At 71.6% G+C, this 16,941-nt stretch carries 13 protein-coding genes; 4 read left to right on the top strand and 9 right to left on the bottom strand.

The features are described from left to right. Positions 1 to 3: 3 nt before the first annotated feature. From CFN78_RS25240 to CFN78_RS25250, 3 genes are all read right to left on the bottom strand, one after another. The gene (locus CFN78_RS25240) at positions 4 to 1,524 is read right to left on the bottom strand and encodes a glutamate synthase subunit beta (protein WP_094865521.1); all 1,521 of its coding nucleotides are present in this window, start codon (positions 1,522 to 1,524) and stop codon (positions 4 to 6) included. Next, complete coding sequence (gltB, locus tag CFN78_RS25245) at positions 1,517 to 6,115, bottom strand: glutamate synthase large subunit (protein ID WP_094865522.1); 4,599 nt, start codon at positions 6,113 to 6,115, stop codon at positions 1,517 to 1,519. Before gltB ends, CFN78_RS25240 begins: the two co-directional genes overlap by 8 nt. Positions 6,116 to 6,295: 180 nt before the next feature. Further along, the gene (locus tag CFN78_RS25250) at positions 6,296 to 6,754 is read right to left on the bottom strand and encodes a DUF6226 family protein (RefSeq protein ID WP_094865523.1); all 459 of its coding nucleotides are present in this window, start codon (positions 6,752 to 6,754) and stop codon (positions 6,296 to 6,298) included. A gap of 317 nt (positions 6,755 to 7,071) precedes the next feature. Here CFN78_RS25250 and CFN78_RS25255 point away from each other — a divergent pair, with 317 nt between their 5' ends. The 3 genes from CFN78_RS25255 to CFN78_RS25265 are packed head-to-tail and all read left to right on the top strand — an operon-like array spanning position 7,072 to position 9,871. Then, on the top strand, positions 7,072 to 8,013 hold the full coding sequence (locus tag CFN78_RS25255; protein ID WP_094865578.1) for an ABC transporter substrate-binding protein: 942 nt from the start codon (positions 7,072 to 7,074) through the stop codon (positions 8,011 to 8,013). 8 nt (positions 8,014 to 8,021) lie between these two features. Further along, the gene (locus CFN78_RS25260) at positions 8,022 to 9,089 is read left to right on the top strand and encodes a FecCD family ABC transporter permease (protein WP_094865524.1); all 1,068 of its coding nucleotides are present in this window, start codon (positions 8,022 to 8,024) and stop codon (positions 9,087 to 9,089) included. Continuing rightward, positions 9,086 to 9,871 (top strand): ABC transporter ATP-binding protein, encoded by a 786-nt coding sequence (locus tag CFN78_RS25265; RefSeq protein ID WP_094865525.1) that lies wholly within the window; start codon positions 9,086 to 9,088, stop codon positions 9,869 to 9,871. Before CFN78_RS25260 ends, CFN78_RS25265 begins: the two co-directional genes overlap by 4 nt. Before the next feature lie 29 nt (positions 9,872 to 9,900). Here CFN78_RS25265 and lgt read toward each other — a convergent pair whose 3' ends face one another. The 6 genes from lgt to CFN78_RS25295 all read right to left on the bottom strand — a co-directional run bounded on the left by lgt (position 9,901) and on the right by CFN78_RS25295 (position 16,206). Continuing rightward, the gene (lgt, locus tag CFN78_RS25270; RefSeq protein WP_094865579.1) at positions 9,901 to 10,986 is read right to left on the bottom strand and encodes a prolipoprotein diacylglyceryl transferase; all 1,086 of its coding nucleotides are present in this window, start codon (positions 10,984 to 10,986) and stop codon (positions 9,901 to 9,903) included. Between the two features lie 81 nt (positions 10,987 to 11,067). Then, positions 11,068 to 11,868, bottom strand: a complete 801-nt coding sequence (gene trpA, locus CFN78_RS25275; RefSeq protein WP_094865526.1) for a tryptophan synthase subunit alpha — start codon at positions 11,866 to 11,868, stop codon at positions 11,068 to 11,070. Next, a complete protein-coding gene (gene trpB, locus CFN78_RS25280) occupies positions 11,865 to 13,154 on the bottom strand; it encodes a tryptophan synthase subunit beta (RefSeq protein WP_420807927.1) in 1,290 nt (429 codons plus the stop codon). The genes trpA and trpB overlap by 4 nt, the downstream gene beginning before the upstream one ends. Beyond that, complete coding sequence (trpC, locus tag CFN78_RS25285; protein ID WP_094865528.1) at positions 13,133 to 13,942, bottom strand: indole-3-glycerol phosphate synthase TrpC; 810 nt, start codon at positions 13,940 to 13,942, stop codon at positions 13,133 to 13,135. Before trpC ends, trpB begins: the two co-directional genes overlap by 22 nt. A gap of 127 nt (positions 13,943 to 14,069) precedes the next feature. Continuing rightward, positions 14,070 to 14,666 (bottom strand): Trp biosynthesis-associated membrane protein, encoded by a 597-nt coding sequence (locus CFN78_RS25290; protein WP_094865529.1) that lies wholly within the window; start codon positions 14,664 to 14,666, stop codon positions 14,070 to 14,072. After that, positions 14,659 to 16,206 (bottom strand): anthranilate synthase component I, encoded by a 1,548-nt coding sequence (locus tag CFN78_RS25295; RefSeq protein WP_205660645.1) that lies wholly within the window; start codon positions 16,204 to 16,206, stop codon positions 14,659 to 14,661. The genes CFN78_RS25290 and CFN78_RS25295 overlap by 8 nt, the downstream gene beginning before the upstream one ends. A 92-nt stretch (positions 16,207 to 16,298) precedes the next feature. Here CFN78_RS25295 and CFN78_RS25300 point away from each other — a divergent pair, with 92 nt between their 5' ends. Next, the gene (locus tag CFN78_RS25300) at positions 16,299 to 16,934 is read left to right on the top strand and encodes a TetR/AcrR family transcriptional regulator (protein ID WP_094865531.1); all 636 of its coding nucleotides are present in this window, start codon (positions 16,299 to 16,301) and stop codon (positions 16,932 to 16,934) included. Positions 16,935 to 16,941 lie beyond the last annotated feature (7 nt).

Consider the following 16,941-nt stretch of genomic DNA (forward strand, 5'->3'; position numbering starts at 1 on the left):
CGGTCAGACGACGGCGAGCGGCAGGGCGGTCGGGTGCACCGGGGCGGGCAGGTCGGAGGCACCGGTGAGGTAGGCGTCGACGGCGTTGGCCACCGAGCGGCCCTCCGCGATCGCCCAGACCACCAGCGAGGCGCCCCGGTGCGCGTCGCCGCAGACGAACACGCCGGGCGCGGTGGTCTGCCAGTCCGCGCCGCAGCCGATCGTGCCGCGCCCGTTGCGCGAGATGCCGAGACCGTCGAGCAGCGGAAGGTGTTCCACTCCCTCGAACCCGATGGCCAGCAGCACGAGGTCGGCCGGGATCTCCTCGACCTCCTCGCTCGCGGGCACCACCTGACGCCGTCCCGTCTCCGGGTCCCTGGACACCCGGACCCGGTGCAACTCGACCGCACGCACCCGGCCCGTGCCGTCGTCGACGAACCGGCGCACGGCGACGGCGAACCGCCGCTGTCCCGCCTCCTCGTGCACCGGGTAGGTGCGCAGGATGTAGGGCCAGGTCGGCCAGGGGGACCGTGCGTCGTCGCGTTCACCGGGCGGCGCCGGGTACTGGTCGAGCTGCGTCACCGATGCGGCACCCTGCCGGGTCGCGGTGCCGTAGCAGTCGGCCCCGGTGTCCCCGCCGCCGATGACGAGCACGTGCCTGCCCTCGGCGTTGATCGCCGCCGGGCCGTCGCCCTCGCACTGCCGGTTCGCCGGCACCAAGTGCTCCATGGCGAGGTGGATGCCCTCGAGTTCGCGTCCGGGTGTCGTGGTGTCGTCCCGGCCGCGCAGCGCACCGACCGCGAGCACGACGGCGTCGTACCGCTCCCGCAGATCCTCGACGCTCAGCGCACCCGGGCCGGTACCGCCGACCTCGCAGCCGGTGACGAAACGGGTGCCCTCGTCGCGGAGCTGACCGAGCCTGCGGTCGAGTGCCTTCTTCTCCATCTTGAACTCGGGAATCCCGTAGCGCAGCAGCCCGCCGAGCCGGTCGTCCCGCTCGAAGACGGTGACCTCGTGGCCCGCACGGGTGAGCTGCTGAGCCGCGGCCAGCCCTGCGGGCCCGGAACCGACGACCGCCACCCGCCTGCCCGAGGACACCGCCGGGCCGTGCGCCCGGACGAGGCCCTGTTCCCAGGACATGTCGGCGATCGTCTGCTCGACACGCTTGATCGCCACCGGCCCGCCGGCCTCGGGCGTGACCGACAGGACGCAGCCCGCCTCGCACGGGGCGGGGCAGAGGGTCCCGGTGAACTCCGGGAAGTTGTTGGTGGCGTGCAGGCGATCCGAAGCCGCGGCCCAGTCGCCTCGGCGCACCAGGTCGTTCCACTCGGGGATGAGATTGCCGAGCGGGCAACCGGAACCGCCGGAATGGCAGAACGGAATGCCGCAGTCCATGCAGCGGCTCGCCTGCGTCCGGACGGCCTCGTTGCGCACCGACGGCTCGATCGCCGCGTACACCTCGTCCCAGTCGCCCAGCCGCTCGTCGTGCGGACGCTTGGGCGGTTCGGTGCGCTGGTACTTCATGAAACCCTGCGGGTCAGCCACGAGCTGCCTCCATGATCGCCTCGTCGACGTCGCGCCCTGCCGCGCGGGCGGCCTTCGCCGCGTCCAGCACCCGCCGGTAGTCCCGCGGCATCACCTTCGTGAACGACGCCGAGCGGCGGGTCCAGTCGCCGAGCAGCGAGGCGGCCACCGCCGAGCCGGTGAGATCGCGGTGCCGCGCCACGGTTTCCTTGAGCCACGCCAGATCCTCGTGTGTCGGCGTCTCCAGATCGACCATGTCCCGGTTGACCCGCGCGGGATCCAGATCGAGTACGTACGCCGTCCCGCCGGACATGCCCGCGGCCAGGTTGCGGCCGGACGGCCCGAGCACCACGGCGCGGCCACCGGTCATGTACTCGAAGGCATGGTCGCCCACCCCCTCGGCCACCACGGTCGCGCCCGAGTTACGGACACAGAACCGTTCCCCCACCTGGCCCCGGATGAACAGTTCGCCACCAGTGGCGCCGTAGGCGATGGTGTTGCCCGCGATCACCTGGCGCTCGGCGGCGAAAACGGCCTCCGTCGAGGGCCGGACGATGATGCGACCGCCGGACAGGCCCTTGCCGACGTAGTCGTTGGCGTCGCCGACGAGGTCGAGGGTGATCCCGGACGGCAGGAACGCACCGAGCGACTGGCCGGCCGACCCGGTGAGCGTCACGTTCACCGTGCCGGGAGGCAGCCCGTCGCCGCCGAACCTGCGGGTGATCTCCGATCCGAGCAGGGTGCCGACGGTCCGGTTGACGTTGCGCACCGGCAGTTCGATGTTCACCGAGTGCGCGTCCTCCAGCGCCGCCTCGGCGAGCTGGATGAGGGTGCGGTCCAGGGCGTGCTCGAGTCCGTGGTCCTGCTCCCGGATCCGGCGGCGCGCACCCCCGTACGCGGGAAGCGAGGCGTTCACCGGGGTCGCCGGCCGCTCCGGCGTCGCGAAGATCGGCGTCAGGTCGAGCCCCTGGGCCTTCCAGTGTTCGACGGCCTCGTCGGTCTCCAGCGCGTCCGCCCGGCCGATCGCCTCGTCGAGAGTACGGAAGCCAAGGGCGGCAAGGGTTTCCCGTACCTCCTGGGCGACGAAGCGGAAGTAGTTCACCACGTGGTCGGCCTGCCCGGTGTAGCGCTCGCGCAGTTGCGGATTCTGCGTCGCCACACCCACCGGGCAGGTGTCGAGGTGGCAGACCCGCATCATCACGCACCCGGCCACCACCAGCGGGGCGGTGGCGAAGCCGTACTCCTCGGCCCCCAGCAGCGCGGCGACCACGACGTCGCGGCCGGTCTTCAGCGCCCCGTCGACCTGGACGGTGATCCGGTCGCGCAGCCCGTTGAGCATCAGCGTCTGCTGGGTCTCTGCGAGCCCGATCTCCCACGGCGTGCCCGCGTGTTTGAGCGAGTTCATCGGCGAGGCGCCGGTGCCGCCGTCGTGCCCGGAGATCAGCACCACGTCGGCGTGCGCCTTCGACACCCCGGCGGCGACGGTGCCGACGCCCAGCGAGCTGACCAGCTTCACGTGCACGCGGGCCCGTTCGTTGGCGTTCTTCAGGTCGTGGATGAGCTGCGCCAGGTCCTCGATCGAGTAGATGTCGTGGTGCGGCGGCGGAGAGATCAGCCCGACGCCCGGGGTGGAGTGCCGGGTGCGCGCGATCCACGGGTACACCTTGTTCGGCGGGAGCTGGCCGCCCTCGCCGGGTTTCGCGCCCTGCGCCATCTTGATCTGGATGTCGTCCGCGTTGACCAGGTACTCACTGGTCACCCCGAACCGGCCGCTGGCCACCTGCTTGATCGCGCTGCGGCGTTCCGGGTCGTGCAGCCGTTCCGGATCCTCGCCGCCCTCCCCGGTGTTCGAGCGGCCACCGATACGGTTCATCGCGATCGCCAGCGTCTCGTGCGCCTCCATCGAGATCGAACCGTAGGACATGGCACCGGTGTTGAATCTGCGGCAGATGGCCTCCACCGACTCGACCTCGTCGATCGGCACGGGCGCGCGGCCCTGCGCGCGGAAACCGAACATCCCGCGCAGCGCACCGCCCGCGCGGTTGAGCCGGTGCACCTCGTCGACGTAGGCGCGGTACGCCTCCTCACGGCGGGTCTTGCTCGCGTGCTGCAGCAGGAACACCGTCTCCGGCGTGAACAGGTGCAACTCGCCCTCGCGGCGGTAGGCGTACTCCCCACCGGTTTCCAGTCCTCTGTGGACACGGTCGGCCGGGTTGTCCGGGTAGGCGCGGCGATGCCGGAGCGCGACCTCCTCGGCGAGCACGTCCAGCCCGACCCCGCCGAGCTTGGACGTGGTGCCGGTGAAGTACTCGTCGAGCAGATCCTGGTGCAGGCCGAGGGATTCGAAGACCTGCGCGGCGGTGTAGGCGCCGACGGTGGAGATGCCCATCTTCGACATGATCTTCAGTACGCCCTTGACCAGCGCGCCAACGTAGTTGCGTACCGCGACGGCGGGGTCGAGGCCGCTGATCGCACCCTGCCCGATCAGGTCCTCGATGGACTCGAACGCCAGGTACGGGTTGACGGCGGCGGCACCGTAACCGAGCAGCAGCGCGATGTGGTGGACCTCGCGGGCGTCCCCGGACTCGACCACCAGCGCCACCCGCAACCGCTCCTTGGTGCGCACCAGGTGATGGTGCACGGCGGAGACGAGCAGCAGGGACGGGATCGGCGCCATCCGGTGGTCGGTGTCCCGATCGGACAGTACGAGCGTGCGAGCACCGTTGCCGATCGCCTCGGAGGCGTCCCGGCGGACCCGTGCCAGCGCGTCGGCAAGGGCGTCCGCGCCACCGTCCACTTCGTACAGTCCGGAGAGGACGGTGCAGGCGAAGCCGGGCAGGTCACCGTCGTCGTTGATGTGGATGAGTTTGGCCAGCTCGTCGTTGTCGATGACCGGGTACGGGAGCTGAACGTGCCGGCACGAGGCTGGGCCGGGTTCGAGCAGATTGTGCTCCGGGCCCATGATCCGGCTCATCGAGGTGACCAGTTCCTCGCGGATCGCGTCCAGCGGCGGATTGGTCACCTGCGCGAAGTTCTGCTTGAAATAGTCGTAGAGCTGACGCGAACGCCGGGACAGCACCGCGGGCGGCGTGTCCGTGCCCATCGAGCCGATCGGCTCCGCGCCCTGCACGGCCATCGGCGTGAGCAGGATCTTCAGCTCCTCCTCGGTGTAGCCGAAGGAGAGCTGGCGGCGCAGCACCGAGGCGTGGGTCTGCACGACGTGGTCGCGTTCGGGCAGGTCGGCCAGCCGCAGCAGACCGGCGTGCACCCACTCCTCGTACGGCAGCTCGCGCGCAAGGCCGTCCTTGATCTCGTCGTCGTTGACGATCCGTCCGGCGTCGGTGTCGACCAGGAACATGCGTCCCGGCTTCAGCCTGCCCTTGGCCACCACGTCCCGCGGGTCCACGTCGAGCACCCCGGCCTCGCTGGCCAGCACCACCCGGTCGTCGGCGGTCTGCCACCACCGCGCGGGGCGCAGGCCGTTGCGGTCGAGAACGGCGCCGACGAGCGTTCCGTCGGTGAAGGTGACGCAGGCGGGCCCGTCCCAGGGCTCCATCAGACTGGCGTGGAAACGGTAGAAGGCGCGGCGGGCCTCGTCCATCGTGGCGTGGTTCTCCCACGCCTCCGGGATCATCATCAGCACCGCGTGCGGCAGCGACCGGCCGCCGAGGTGCAGCAGCTCCAGCATCTCGTCGAAGGACGCCGAGTCCGAGGCCTCGGGCGAGCAGATCGGGTACAGCCGGGTCAGGTCGCCGGGCAGCAGGTCCGACCCGAGCAGCGCCTCGCGGGCCCGGACGCGGTTGCGGTTGCCGCGGATGGTGTTGATCTCGCCGTTGTGCGCCACGAAGCGGAACGGGTGCGCCAGTGGCCAGGAGGGGAAGGTGTTCGTGGAGAACCTGCTGTGCACCAGCGCGATCGCACTGGTCAGCCGCTCGTCGAGCAGGTCGCCGAAGAACTTCGGGAGCTGCGTGGGTGTCAGCATTCCCTTGTACACCAAGGTCCGCGCTGACAGCGAGGGGAAGTACGTGCCGCAGCCCGCGACCTCGGTGTCCCTCTCGGCACGTTTGCGGAGGCAGAACGTGAGCCGGTCGAGTTCGATGCCCGCGGGACGTTCCCCGTCGGCCCCGGCCCTGCCGGTCACGAACAGCATCACGAAGCGCGGCATCACCGAACGGGCGGTCGGCCCGATGTCGGCGGCGTCGGCGTCGGTGGGGACGTCCCGCCAGCCGAGCACTTCCAGGCTCTCCTCCTCGGCGATGGCGGCGACCAGTTCGACCGCCTTCGCCCTGGCTCCGGCCTCGGCGGGCAGGAAGGCGATTCCCGCCGCGTAGCGGTGTGCGCCGTGAGCGTCCGGCTCCGGCAGCGGGACACCGGCCACCTCGCGCAGCAACTCGTGCGGGAGCTGCAGCAGGATGCCCGCACCATCACCACTGGTCGGCTCGGCCCCGGCCGCGCCCCGATGGTCGAGATTGGTCAGAGCGGCGAGGCCGTCGGCGACGATGCCGTGCGATCGCCTGCCCAGGATGTCGGCCACCATGGCCACCCCGCAGGAGTCCTGCTCCTGCGCGGGGTCGTACAGGCCCTGACGGCCGGGATTCGCGGAGAAGATCACGCGAGACCTCCTTCGTCGTCGTGTCGTGCTCGATGGGTCACATTCCGGTGACCCCGCACGGGACGACGATGGCCCGCCTGTTAGCGCGACTTTAACATCCCGGCAACATCCCGGTACCCGCTCGGAACGGCCGTTTCCCCGGCCACGGCCACGGCCCGATAACGATGTGGCGACCTGGGGTCAGGCCGGGCGCACCTGCCATGCGGCGCGGGCGGGCGCGCCCGGAGCCATCTGCTCGCCGAGCGTGCCGGCGACGATCAGTCCGACCCAGTCACGCAGGTGCACTTCGCTCTCCTCGGTCGTCTCGTCACAGGCATCGCAAGCGCACACGGGCAGGTGCAGCCGGTGCTCTTCGCCCGCCCACACCTCGATCCCGGTAGCCGCGGTGAACACGATGGTCAGCGGCCACGCCGCCGGGTCGGCAGGAACGAGACGGACCGCAGGGCCGGCCTGGGCCGCATGGCGCCCCTCCCGCGCAGGACGCGCCTGCGCCTGGTACTCCTCCGCCCGCACCTGGTAGCGACGGGTGAGCTCGGCGAGCACGCGACGACCCGGCACGTGCACCGCGGCGAACTTGGCCGGGTCGCTGACCCTGCTGTAGGCCTCCTCCGGCGGTCCTTCTGGCCCCCATCGACTCATGCTCCGATGGTCCCCCGGTCGTCCAACGAATTCCGGCGCACCGGCGGGCCGGTGGGCTCACCGGTGACCGGGCATCGGCGTCCGCGCTGGTAGCGTCCTGTGCGCCGGCATCGCCGGTGACGCGAGACGGAAGCGAAGCCGGTGTGAGCCCGGCGCTGCCGGAGCAACTGTGTGGCCCGCCCGGATTCGCCCGGGGCGGGCCGAGCCAGGTCGCCTTCCGCTTTCGCGCCGACGCCACCCGCTTCCGGCGCGGTGTGCGTGCCCGGCACCGTCGACGGTGCGGCGCGTCCCGCACCGGCCGATCAGTCGAGGTCACCATGTCCGGCTCCCGGCGCCCCGCCCCGCTCGCCTTACTCGCCGCCCTGCTGGGGGTGCTGGCCCTCGCCGGTTGCGCCACCCGCGACGAGCAGGCGCCCGCTCCTCAGGCGGACAGCGCGTTCCCGGTCCAGGTGCAGGCCGAGGGTGCCCCGGCGATCACCGTCGAGCGCAGGCCGCAGCGGATCGTGTCGCTCTCACCCGCCGCCACCGAGACGCTGTACGCCGTCGGCGCGGGCGAGCAGGTGGTGGCCGTGGACTCCGCCTCCACTTTCCCCGCGGACGCGCCGAAGTCGGAGCTGTCCGGACTGACCCTCGACCCGGAGGCCATCGCCGCGAAGTCACCGGACCTGGTGGTGGTCAGCGCCGACCTGGACGGCAAGCTCGCCGCCGCGCTCGGCACGACCGGTATCGCGACGCTCGTGCTGCCCGACGCGCCCACGCTGGAGGCCGCGTACGCCCAGTTCGCGCTCGTCGGAACGGCCACCGGGCACCGCGCCGAGGGTGAGGACCTCGCCCGCCGGACGCGGGAAGACATCGACAAGATCGTCGCCGACACCCCGAAACCGCCCGCGCCGCTGCGGTACTACCACGAACTCGACCCGTCCTACTACAGCGTGACCTCGGCGACCTTCATCGGCGAGGTCTACGGCCGGTTCGGCCTGGTCAACATCGCCGACGGCGGCGACCCGAACGCGGCGGGCGGATACCCGCAGCTCTCCGCCGAGACCATCGTGCAGGCGAACCCCTCGCTGATCTTCCTCGCCGACGGCGTCTGTTGCGGGCAGACGGCGGAGACCGTCGCCGCCCGTCCGGGCTGGGCGGCGATCGACGCCGTCCGCGACGGTGGCGTCGTCACCGTGAACGACGACATCGCGTCCCGGTGGAGCCCCAGGGTGACCGACTTCGCCCGCGCCGTCTCGGACGCGGTGGCCGGGGCGTAGGCGGGCGGATGGCGCGTACGGCGGTGGACGGGCCCGGCGGGCGGACGGTCGCCAGGCGGAACGGGCTGCGGCCGCGGACCGTGCTGACGGGCCTGCTGGTGCTGCTGGTGGTGGCCGTGCTGGCCCTGCTGGTCGGCGCGGGTGAGCTGGGCTGGCAACGAGTTCTCGCGGAGGTCGTCGCGCAGGTGAGTGGTGGGCACTCCCCGCTGTCCGAGCGGGAGGCCGCGATCGTCTGGGAACTGCGGGCGCCACGGGTGCTGCTCGCCGGGATCGTCGGCGCGGCGCTGGCGAGTTCCGGGGCCGCGTTCCAGGGCGTGTTCCGCAACCCGCTCGCCGACCCGTATCTGCTCGGCGCCGCGGCGGGAGCCGGGATGGCGGCGACGATCGTCGTCGTGTTCGCACCGGCGGCGGCCACCTGGATCGTCGGCCCGCTGCCACTGGCCGCCTTCGCCGGTGCGCTCGGCGGGGTGGGGCTGAGCTGGGCGCTGGGCCGTTCCTCCGGTGGCTCCGGCACGGCGACGCTGCTGCTGGCGGGTGTGGCCGTGGCCGCGTTCCTCACCGCGGTGCAGACTTTCGTCCAGCAGCTCAACACCGACACGATCAAGCAGGTCTACACCTGGATGCTGGGCGGGCTGAACGTCAGCGGCTGGCGGGAGGTGTGGCTGGCGTGTCCGTACGTGGGCGCGGCCGCGGTGGTCCTCTGCCTGTGTGCCCGGCTGCTCGACGTGCTCTCGCTGGGTGACGCCGAGGCGGCCTCGCTGGGCGTGCGCCCGGGGCGGGTGCGGCTGCTGGTGCTGGTCGCGGCGTCACTGGCGACGGCGGCCGCGGTCGCCGTGAGCGGGCTGATCGGTTTCGTCGGCATCGTCGTCCCGCACATCGTGCGACTCCTCGCCGGATCCAGCTACCGGGTCATCGTGCCCATGTCGCTGATCGCCGGTGCCGCGTTCCTGATCGTCGCCGACCACATCGCGCGCACCGTACTGCCCGGGGAACTGCCGCTCGGTGTGGTGACGGCGTTCGCCGGGGCACCGTTCTTCGTCCTGGTGCTGCGCTCGGCGCGGGGACGGCTGCGGTGAGCGCGCTACGGCTGCGCGCGGTCGACGCCGGGTACGCGGGCAGGCCGGTGGTGCGCGGGGTGACGGCCGAGGTCCCCGATGGCGGCTGGCTGGCGATCGTCGGCCCGAACGGTGCCGGCAAGTCGACCCTGCTGAAGGCCATCGCGGGCCTGGTCCACCACCAGGGCGAGATCCTGCTGCACGACCGGCCGGTGACCTCCACCGGGCGCAGGGAACTGGCCCGGACACTCGGCTTCTCCCCGCAGAGCCCCGCCATGCCGGACGGGCTCACCGTGACCGACTACGTCCTGCTGGGCCGAACCCCGCATCTCGGCGCGCTGGCCCGGGAAGGCGCGCAAGATCTGTCCATTGTGGACGAGGTGCTGGCCAGACTGGACCTGGCGGACCTGGCCGGACGGCGACTGCACACGCTCTCCGGTGGCGAACGTCAGCGCACGGTGCTGGCCCGCGTGCTGGCGCAGCAGACCGGAGTACTGCTGCTCGACGAACCGACCACCGGGCTGGACATCGGCCACGCGCAGGCACTGCTGGAACTGGTGGACCGGCTTCGCCGGGCCGACGGAACGACCGTGGTCACCACCCTGCACGACCTGTCCTTCGCCGCCCAGTACGCCGACCGCCTGCTGTTGCTCGACGGGGGCGATGTGGCCGCGGAGGGCCCGCCCGCAGAGGTGCTCACCGCGGAACGGATCCGCAGGCACTACGCGGCGGAGGCCGAAATCCTCACCTCGGCGGACGGCCACCCGGTGGTCGTACCGGTGCGTCCCGCTCCCCCCGGCTGAGGCCCGCCGGCCGGGATTGCGGGCCGGTCTCAGACGGTGCGGTGGTCGCCGGTGCCCGGGTCGGCGGCGGAGTCACCCGGCTTGGCCGCTGAGGCCGCACCCGTGCCGGTCGACGCGGTCGTGTCCGCGGATTCCGGGTGACCAGGTCGTTGCCTGCCCTCGGCGTCCTCGTCCCGGTCCGGATCGCCGTCCTGTGGATCGTCGTCTGGATCGCGGTCACCGGGGTCGTCGATGTCGTTGCCCCGCAGGGTGTCCGGGTCCTCGCGCGGTCCGCGGCCCTTCGCGATCACCACATAGGCCATGGCGCCGACGAAGACCAGAATCGACACCCACACGTTCACCCGCAGGCCCAGCACCATCGTGGCGTCGTCGGTGCGCATCAGCTCGATCCAGCAGCGGCCTGCCGTGTAGCCCGCGACGTACAGCGCGAACACCCGGCCGTGGCCGAGGCGGAACCGGCGATCGGCCCACACGATCAGCAGTGCGATGCCGAGGTTCCACAGCAACTCGTAGAGGAAGGTCGGATGTACCGGGCTCACGTCGAGCGGGATGTGGCCGGTGGCGACGCCCCCCAGGTCGTCACGCAGCGCCGGGTTGTCCGGGTCGAAGCGCTGGTACACCTCGAGCGCCCACGGCAGGTCCGTCTTCGCGCCGTAGAGTTCCTGGTTGAAGTAGTTGCCGAGCCTGCCGATCGCCTGCGCGGTCACGATGCCGGGGGCGATGGCGTCCGCGACGGCGGGCAGCGGGATGCCCTTGCGGCGGCAAGCGATGAGCGCACCGACACCACCGAGCGCGATCGCGCCCCAGATGCCGAGGCCGCCTTCCCAGATCTTCAGCGCGTTGACCGGGTTCTTGCCCTCACCGAAGTAGCGGTACCAGTCGGTGATGACGTGGTAGAGCCGCCCGCCGATCAGGCCGAACGGCACCGCGAACACGGCGATGTCGACGATGGTGCCCTTGGTTCCGCCGCGCTGCTGCCAGCGCCGCTCGCCCCACCAGATCGCCACCACGATCCCGGCGATGATGCACAGCGCGTACATCCGCAGCGGGACCGTCACGAAGCCCAGATCCAGCTCGTAGACGCCGCGGTCGGGGCTCGGGATCGTCGCGAGCATGGGTCCGTTGCCGGCGAAGGCGGCCAGGGCGGAATTCACCCGCCAACCGTAACCGGTCGGCGATCCGTGTCGTGGGGCAGGTCAGGCCGTGGCGGTGGCACGACTGGGGTTGCGCGCACCCTCGGCGAGCTGCTCCGTCAGCGCGCGCACGGCGGTGGCCCCGTCGGCGGCGGCCGTCACCAGAGCGGAGCCGACGATGACGGCGTCGGCGAAGCCGGCGACCTCCGCTGCCTGCGCCCCGGAGCGCACGCCCAGGCCCACCCCGATCGGCAGGTCGGTGTGGGCTCGGGTACGCCGGACCAGTTCGGCCGCACCGGAACCGACGGCGTCGCGGGCCCCGGTGACGCCCATGACCGCGGTGGCGTAGACGAAACCGGTGGAGGCGCGCACGGTGAGGTCGATGCGTTCCTCCGAGGAGGAGGGGGCGACCAGGAAGATCCGGTCCAGCCCGTGCTCGTCCGAGGCCGTCATCCACTCGCCTGCCTCGTCCGGAGTGAGGTCCGGGGTGATGATCCCGAGACCGCCCGCCGCGGCGAGATCCCTGGCGAAGGCGTCGGCACCGTAACGGTGCACCGGGTTCCAGTAGGTCATCACGACGGGCCTGCCGCCGCGGGAGGACACCGACTCGACGACCTCGAACAGATCCCGGAGCCGGAAACCGGCGGAGAGTGCGGCGTCGGCGGCGGCCTGGATCGTCGGCCCGTCCATCACCGGGTCGGAGTAGGGCACACCGATCTCGACCAGGTCGGCCCCGCCGTCGACCATCGCGGAGATCAGGTCGGCCGACTCGCCGACCGTGGGGTACCCGGCGGGCAGGTAGCCGACCAGTGCCGCGCGGCCCTCGGCCCGGGTGCGCCCGAAGAGGTCCCGCACGGCCGTCACGTCTGCTCCTCGTGGATGTCCTGGGGCGTACCGGCGTCGTCGATCAGGCCGAAGTAGTGCGCCGCCGTGTGCACGTCCTTGTCCCCGCGGCCGGAGAGATTGATCAGGATGTGCGCGTCCTCGCCGAGTTCGCGGCCCAGCACCATGGCCCCGGCCAAGGCGTGCGCGGACTCGATCGCCGGGATGATGCCCTCGGTCCGGGACAGGAGCTTGAACGCCTCCATCGCCTCGTCGTCGGTGACGGAGCGGTACTCGGCTCGCTTGGTGTCCTTGAGCCAGGAGTGCTCCGGCCCGACACCGGGGTAGTCCAGGCCCGCCGAGATCGAGTACGCCTCGATGGTCTGGCCGTCCTCGTCCTGCAGCAGATAGGAGTAGGCACCGTGCAGCATTCCCGGAGTGCCCTCGCCGAGAGTGGCGCCGTGCTCGCCCGAGCCGATGCCGTGCCCGCCGGGCTCGAAGCCGACCAGCCGGACGCCGGGGTCGTCGATGAAACCGTGGAAGATGCCGATCGCGTTCGAACCGCCGCCGACACAGGCGGCCACGGCGTCGGGCAGACGGCCGGTGAGCTCGAGGATCTGCCCGCGGGCCTCTTCACCGATCACCTTGTGGAAGTTGCGGACCAGCACCGGGAACGGGTGCGCGCCCGCAGCGGTGCCCAGCAGGTAGTGCGTGTCCTCGACGTTGGTCACCCAGTCGCGCAGTGCCTCGTTGATCGCGTCCTTGAGCGTGCGCGAACCGGTCTTGACCGGGACGACCTTCGCGCCGAGAAGCTGCATCCGGGCGACGTTCAGGGCCTGCCGCTCGGTGTCGACCTCACCCATGTACACGACGCAGTCGAGATCGAGCAGCGCGCAGGCGGTGGCCGTGGCGACGCCGTGCTGACCGGCACCGGTCTCGGCGATCACCCGCTTCTTGCCCATCCGCTTGGTGAGCAGAGCCTGACCCAGCACGTTGTTGATCTTGTGCGAGCCGGTGTGGTTCAGGTCCTCCCGCTTGAGGAAGATCCGCGCCCCACCGCAGTGCCTGGCGAACCGGGGCGCTTCGGTGAGCAGCGAGGGACGGCCCGCGTAACCGGAGAGCAGACGGGCGAACTCACCGGTGAACTCCGGGTCGACCCGCGCCTTGTCGTACTCGGCGGCCAGCTCGTCCAGCGCACCGATCAGCGCCTCCGGCATGAACCGGCCGCCGTACGGGCCGAAGTGACCACGCTCGTCCGGATCGTGCGGACTCGGTGCCGAGGCGGCGGCCGAGATCGTCTCCTCGGTCACCGGCTCGGCCTGGGGCAGGCCGGGTGCGAACCCGCGGTGACCAGCTTGACCAGCGCGCCCTTCGGGTCACCCGAGGCCACCAGGCCCTCGCCCACCAGTACCGCGTCAGCACCGTGCCCGGCGTAGGCCATCAGGTCGCCGGGACCGCGAACGCCGGACTCGGCGATCTTGAACGTCTCCATCGGCAGCCCGGGAGCCAGCCGGCCGAACACGTCCCGGTCCACCTCGAGGGTGTGCAGATTGCGTGCGTTGACGCCGAGCACCTGGGCGCCGACCTCCAGCGCCCGGTCGGCCTCCTCGGCGTTGTGGATCTCCACCAGCGCCGTCATGCCGAGCGACTCGACCCGGTCGAGCAACGCGGCGAGCGCGTTCTGCTCCAGGGCGGCCACGATCAGCAACACCATGTCCGCGCCGTGCAGCCGCGCCTCGTGCACCTGGTACGGGCTGACGATGAAGTCCTTGCGCAGCAGGGGAACGTCCACCGCGGCCCGGACCGCGTCGAAGTCGGCCAGCGAGCCGCCGAAGCGGCGCTGTTCGGTGAGCACGCTGATGACGCGCGCACCGGCCTCCTCGTAGTCCTTGGCCAGCGACGCGGGATCGGCGATGTCGGCCAGCTCGCCCTTCGACGGGCTCCGCCGCTTGACCTCCGCGATCACGCCGATGCCGGATTCCTTCAGGGAAGCCATCACGTCGCGGGGCGCCGGGGCCTCGGCCGCCTTGCGCTTGAGCTCGTCGAACGGAAGCGCTGCCTCCCGCTCGGCCAGGTCTTCCCTGACGCCGGCGACGATGTCCTCGAGAACGCTCACCGCGCCACCTCAGGGGCTGCCGTTGTCACTCGGTCCCTCGCAAGCTCGCTCACAAAAACCTTCCCCTTCCCCGCCATGACGATGCTAACCCGCACCGCTTCCCCTGCCGGGGCCGGGTGCGGCTGGGTCACCTGCCCCGCGTGGGGTCCCGCCCTTCCGACAACGCGTCCCACATGCCCTTCTCCGGATCCGGCGCCGCCTTCTTCGTGCCGGGCGCCGCGTACTTGCCACCCATCCCGGGCATCCGCGCGCCCGCCACGACGGTGACGATGCCGCCCAGCACGATCAGCAGCCCCCCGGCCAGGCCGAGGCCGCGGCCGGCGAGGATCTCGGCCACCGGTGCCCCGTCCGCCAGCCCGTCCCGGACCGACGTCCGCACGGCCTCGAACCCCGGGAGGAGCCCGGCCACCACGACGACCGCGCCGAGCAGCCGTCTTGGCGCTCCCCTGCTCGCCAGCACCCCGGCGATCGCGGCCAGTGCCACGAGCGCGTAGGGCACGAGCGCGGGCACGTGGTCCGCGCCGGGCACCGCGGTCAGGATCTGCCCGCGCACACCCTCGTCGCGCAGTTGCGCGGTCCAGGCGAGCCGCGACGATCCCCAGAGCGCCGCGGCACCGAGCAGCAGCGCGAGCAGGACCGTCCGCAGCGCCCGCGCTCCCGGCCGCTTCTCCTTGACCGGCGGAGAATCCGGGCGGCCGTCGGGGGCGGGGCCGGTCTCAGTCATCGCGCTCCCCCGCCGGGAGCATGGTCTGCGCTGCGGCGACCGCGGAGAGCACGGTGCGCGCCTTGTTCAGCGACTCGTTGTCCTCGTAGTCGGCCACCGAGTCGGCCACGACGCCGCCGCCCGCCTGGACGTAGGCGACGCCACCGCGCATCAGCGCCGTGCGGATGGCGATCGCGGTGTCGGAGTCGCCCGCGAAGTCGAGGTAGCCGACGACGCCGCCGTAGAGACCGCGCCGGGTCGGCTCCAGTTCCTCGATCAGCTCCATCGCCCGCACCTTCGGCGCTCCGGACAGAGTGCCCGCCGGGAAGCAGGCGGCGATGGCGTCGTAGGCGGTGCGCCCCTCGGCCAGCTCACCGGTCACGGTCGAGACGATGTGCATGACGTGGCTGTACCGCTCGACCTCGAAGAAGTCGACGACGCGCACGGTGCCCGGCTTGCAGACCTTGCCCAGGTCGTTACGCCCGAGGTCGACGAGCATCAGGTGCTCGGCCCGTTCCTTCGCGTCGGCGAGCAGGTCCTTGGCCAGCAGCGCGTCCTCCTCCGGATCGGACCCGCGCCAGCGGGTGCCCGCGATGGGATGCGTGGTGGCGCGGCCGTCCCGGACGGTGACCAGGGATTCCGGGCTGGAACCGACGATGTCGAAGCCGTCGAGCCGCAGCAGGTACATGTACGGGCTGGGGTTGGAGGTGCGCAGGACCCGGTAGATGTCGAGGGCATCGGCGCCGGTGGTCATCTCGAAGCGCTGCGAGGGCACGATCTGGAACGCCTCGCCGGCGTGGATCGCCTCGACGGCCTTGTCGATCGCGGCGTGGAACTCGGCCTTGTCGCGGCGCCGGGTGAACTCCGGCTCGGGACGGTCGAACACGGCCGTGGTGGACGGCGCGGCGACGCGGAGCTGGTCGGTCATCCGGTCCAGCCTGGCCACGGCGTCCTGGTAGGCGGCGCCGACCCGTTCCGGCGAGTCGTCCCAGTTCACGGCGTTGGCGATGAGCGTGACGGTGCCCTCGTGGTGGTCGAAGGCGGCCAGGTCGGTGGCCAGCAACATCGTCAGCTCGGGGATGTCGATGTCCTTCTCCGCCAGCTCGGGCAGCGTCTCCAGCCAGCGGACGGCGTCGTAGCCGATGTAGCCGACCATCCCGCCGGTCAGCGGCGGCAGGCCGGGCAGCGGCTCGGTGTGCAGCGCGGCGACGGTCTGCCGGAGCACCTCCAGCGGGTTGCCGCCGGTGGGCAGGCCGGTGGGCTGGGTTCCGGTCCACACGGCCTCGCCGTCGCGCACGGTGAGCGCGGCCGGGCTGTGCACGCCGATGAAGGACCAGCGGGACCAGGACTGGCCGTTCTCGGCGGACTCCAGCATGAAGGTGCCGGGACGGTCGCCCGCGAGCTTGCGGTAGACGGCGATGGGCGTCTCGCCGTCGGCGAGCAGCTTGCGTACCACCGGGATCACCCGGCGTCCTTCGGCGAGGGCCTGGAACTCGTCACGGCCGGGGCTCACGGCGCCGAGACCGGTGCTGCGCGTGTCCATGGGGCGGGTAGTCACCATGCGATCATTGTGCCGTCGGGGGAAATCCACGACGTGGTTTGTACGATTCATTTCCTGTGGAACAAGCTGTGGCTTAGCGAGATGGTGGTTCGATGACCGAGATCGCTTCCGGCAACGCTACCCCGGCCAAACGGCGCGGCCGCCGCCCGGCCGGGCAGGACACCCGGACGGCGTTGCTCGACGCCGCTCGCGAGGCCTTCGCCAGATCCGGGTACGAGGGCGCGACCGTGCGGGACATCGCCGCCAGGGCCGGGGTGGACGCCGCGATGGTGAACCACTGGTTCGGCGGTAAGGAGGGCCTGTTCGGCCAGGCGGTGCTGAAGCTTCCGTTCAGCCCGGCCGAACTGGTCCGGCTGATCCTGGACGGCCCGGAGGACGAACTCGCGGAGCGCATCGTCCGAACCTTCCTCACCCGCTGGGACGGGGCGGGCGGCGAGATCTTCACCGCGCTGGTCCGCAGCGTCGCCGGGCACTCCGAGGCCACCGGGGTGCTCAGGGACGTGTTCGTCCGGCACATCTTCGGCGAGCTGGTCAGCAAGGTCGCCCCCGACCACGCCGACCTGCGGGCCACGCTCTGCGCCACCCAGATGGTGGGCCTGGGCATCTCGCGCTACGTGCTCGCCTTCGAGCCACTGGCCTCGGCCGAGGTGGAACTCCTGGTCACCGCTATCGCACCGAACCTGCAGCGCTACCTGACCGGCGACCTCGGCGACCTCGGCGACGGCTGAGCCCGTG

Source organism: Amycolatopsis antarctica, assembly GCF_002262875.1.
In the GTDB taxonomy this organism is placed as follows: domain Bacteria; phylum Actinomycetota; class Actinomycetes; order Mycobacteriales; family Pseudonocardiaceae; genus Amycolatopsis; species Amycolatopsis antarctica.

Excerpts from the sequence above, each read along its gene's own strand:
- CFN78_RS25250 (WP_094865523.1), bottom strand. The coding sequence starts at position 6,754 with ATGAGTCGATGGGGGCCAGAAGGACCGCCGGAGGAGGCCTACAGCAGG.
- lgt (WP_094865579.1), bottom strand. The coding sequence starts at position 10,986 with ATGCTCGCGACGATCCCGAGCCCCGACCGCGGCGTCTACGAGCTGGAT.
- CFN78_RS25300 (WP_094865531.1), top strand. The coding sequence starts at position 16,299 with ATGACCGAGATCGCTTCCGGCAACGCTACCCCGGCCAAACGGCGCGGC.
- CFN78_RS25260 (WP_094865524.1), top strand. The coding sequence starts at position 8,022 with ATGGCGCGTACGGCGGTGGACGGGCCCGGCGGGCGGACGGTCGCCAGG.
- CFN78_RS25255 (WP_094865578.1), top strand. The coding sequence starts at position 7,072 with ATGTCCGGCTCCCGGCGCCCCGCCCCGCTCGCCTTACTCGCCGCCCTG.
- CFN78_RS25290 (WP_094865529.1), bottom strand. The coding sequence starts at position 14,666 with ATGACTGAGACCGGCCCCGCCCCCGACGGCCGCCCGGATTCTCCGCCG.
- CFN78_RS25295 (WP_205660645.1), bottom strand. The coding sequence starts at position 16,206 with ATGGTGACTACCCGCCCCATGGACACGCGCAGCACCGGTCTCGGCGCC.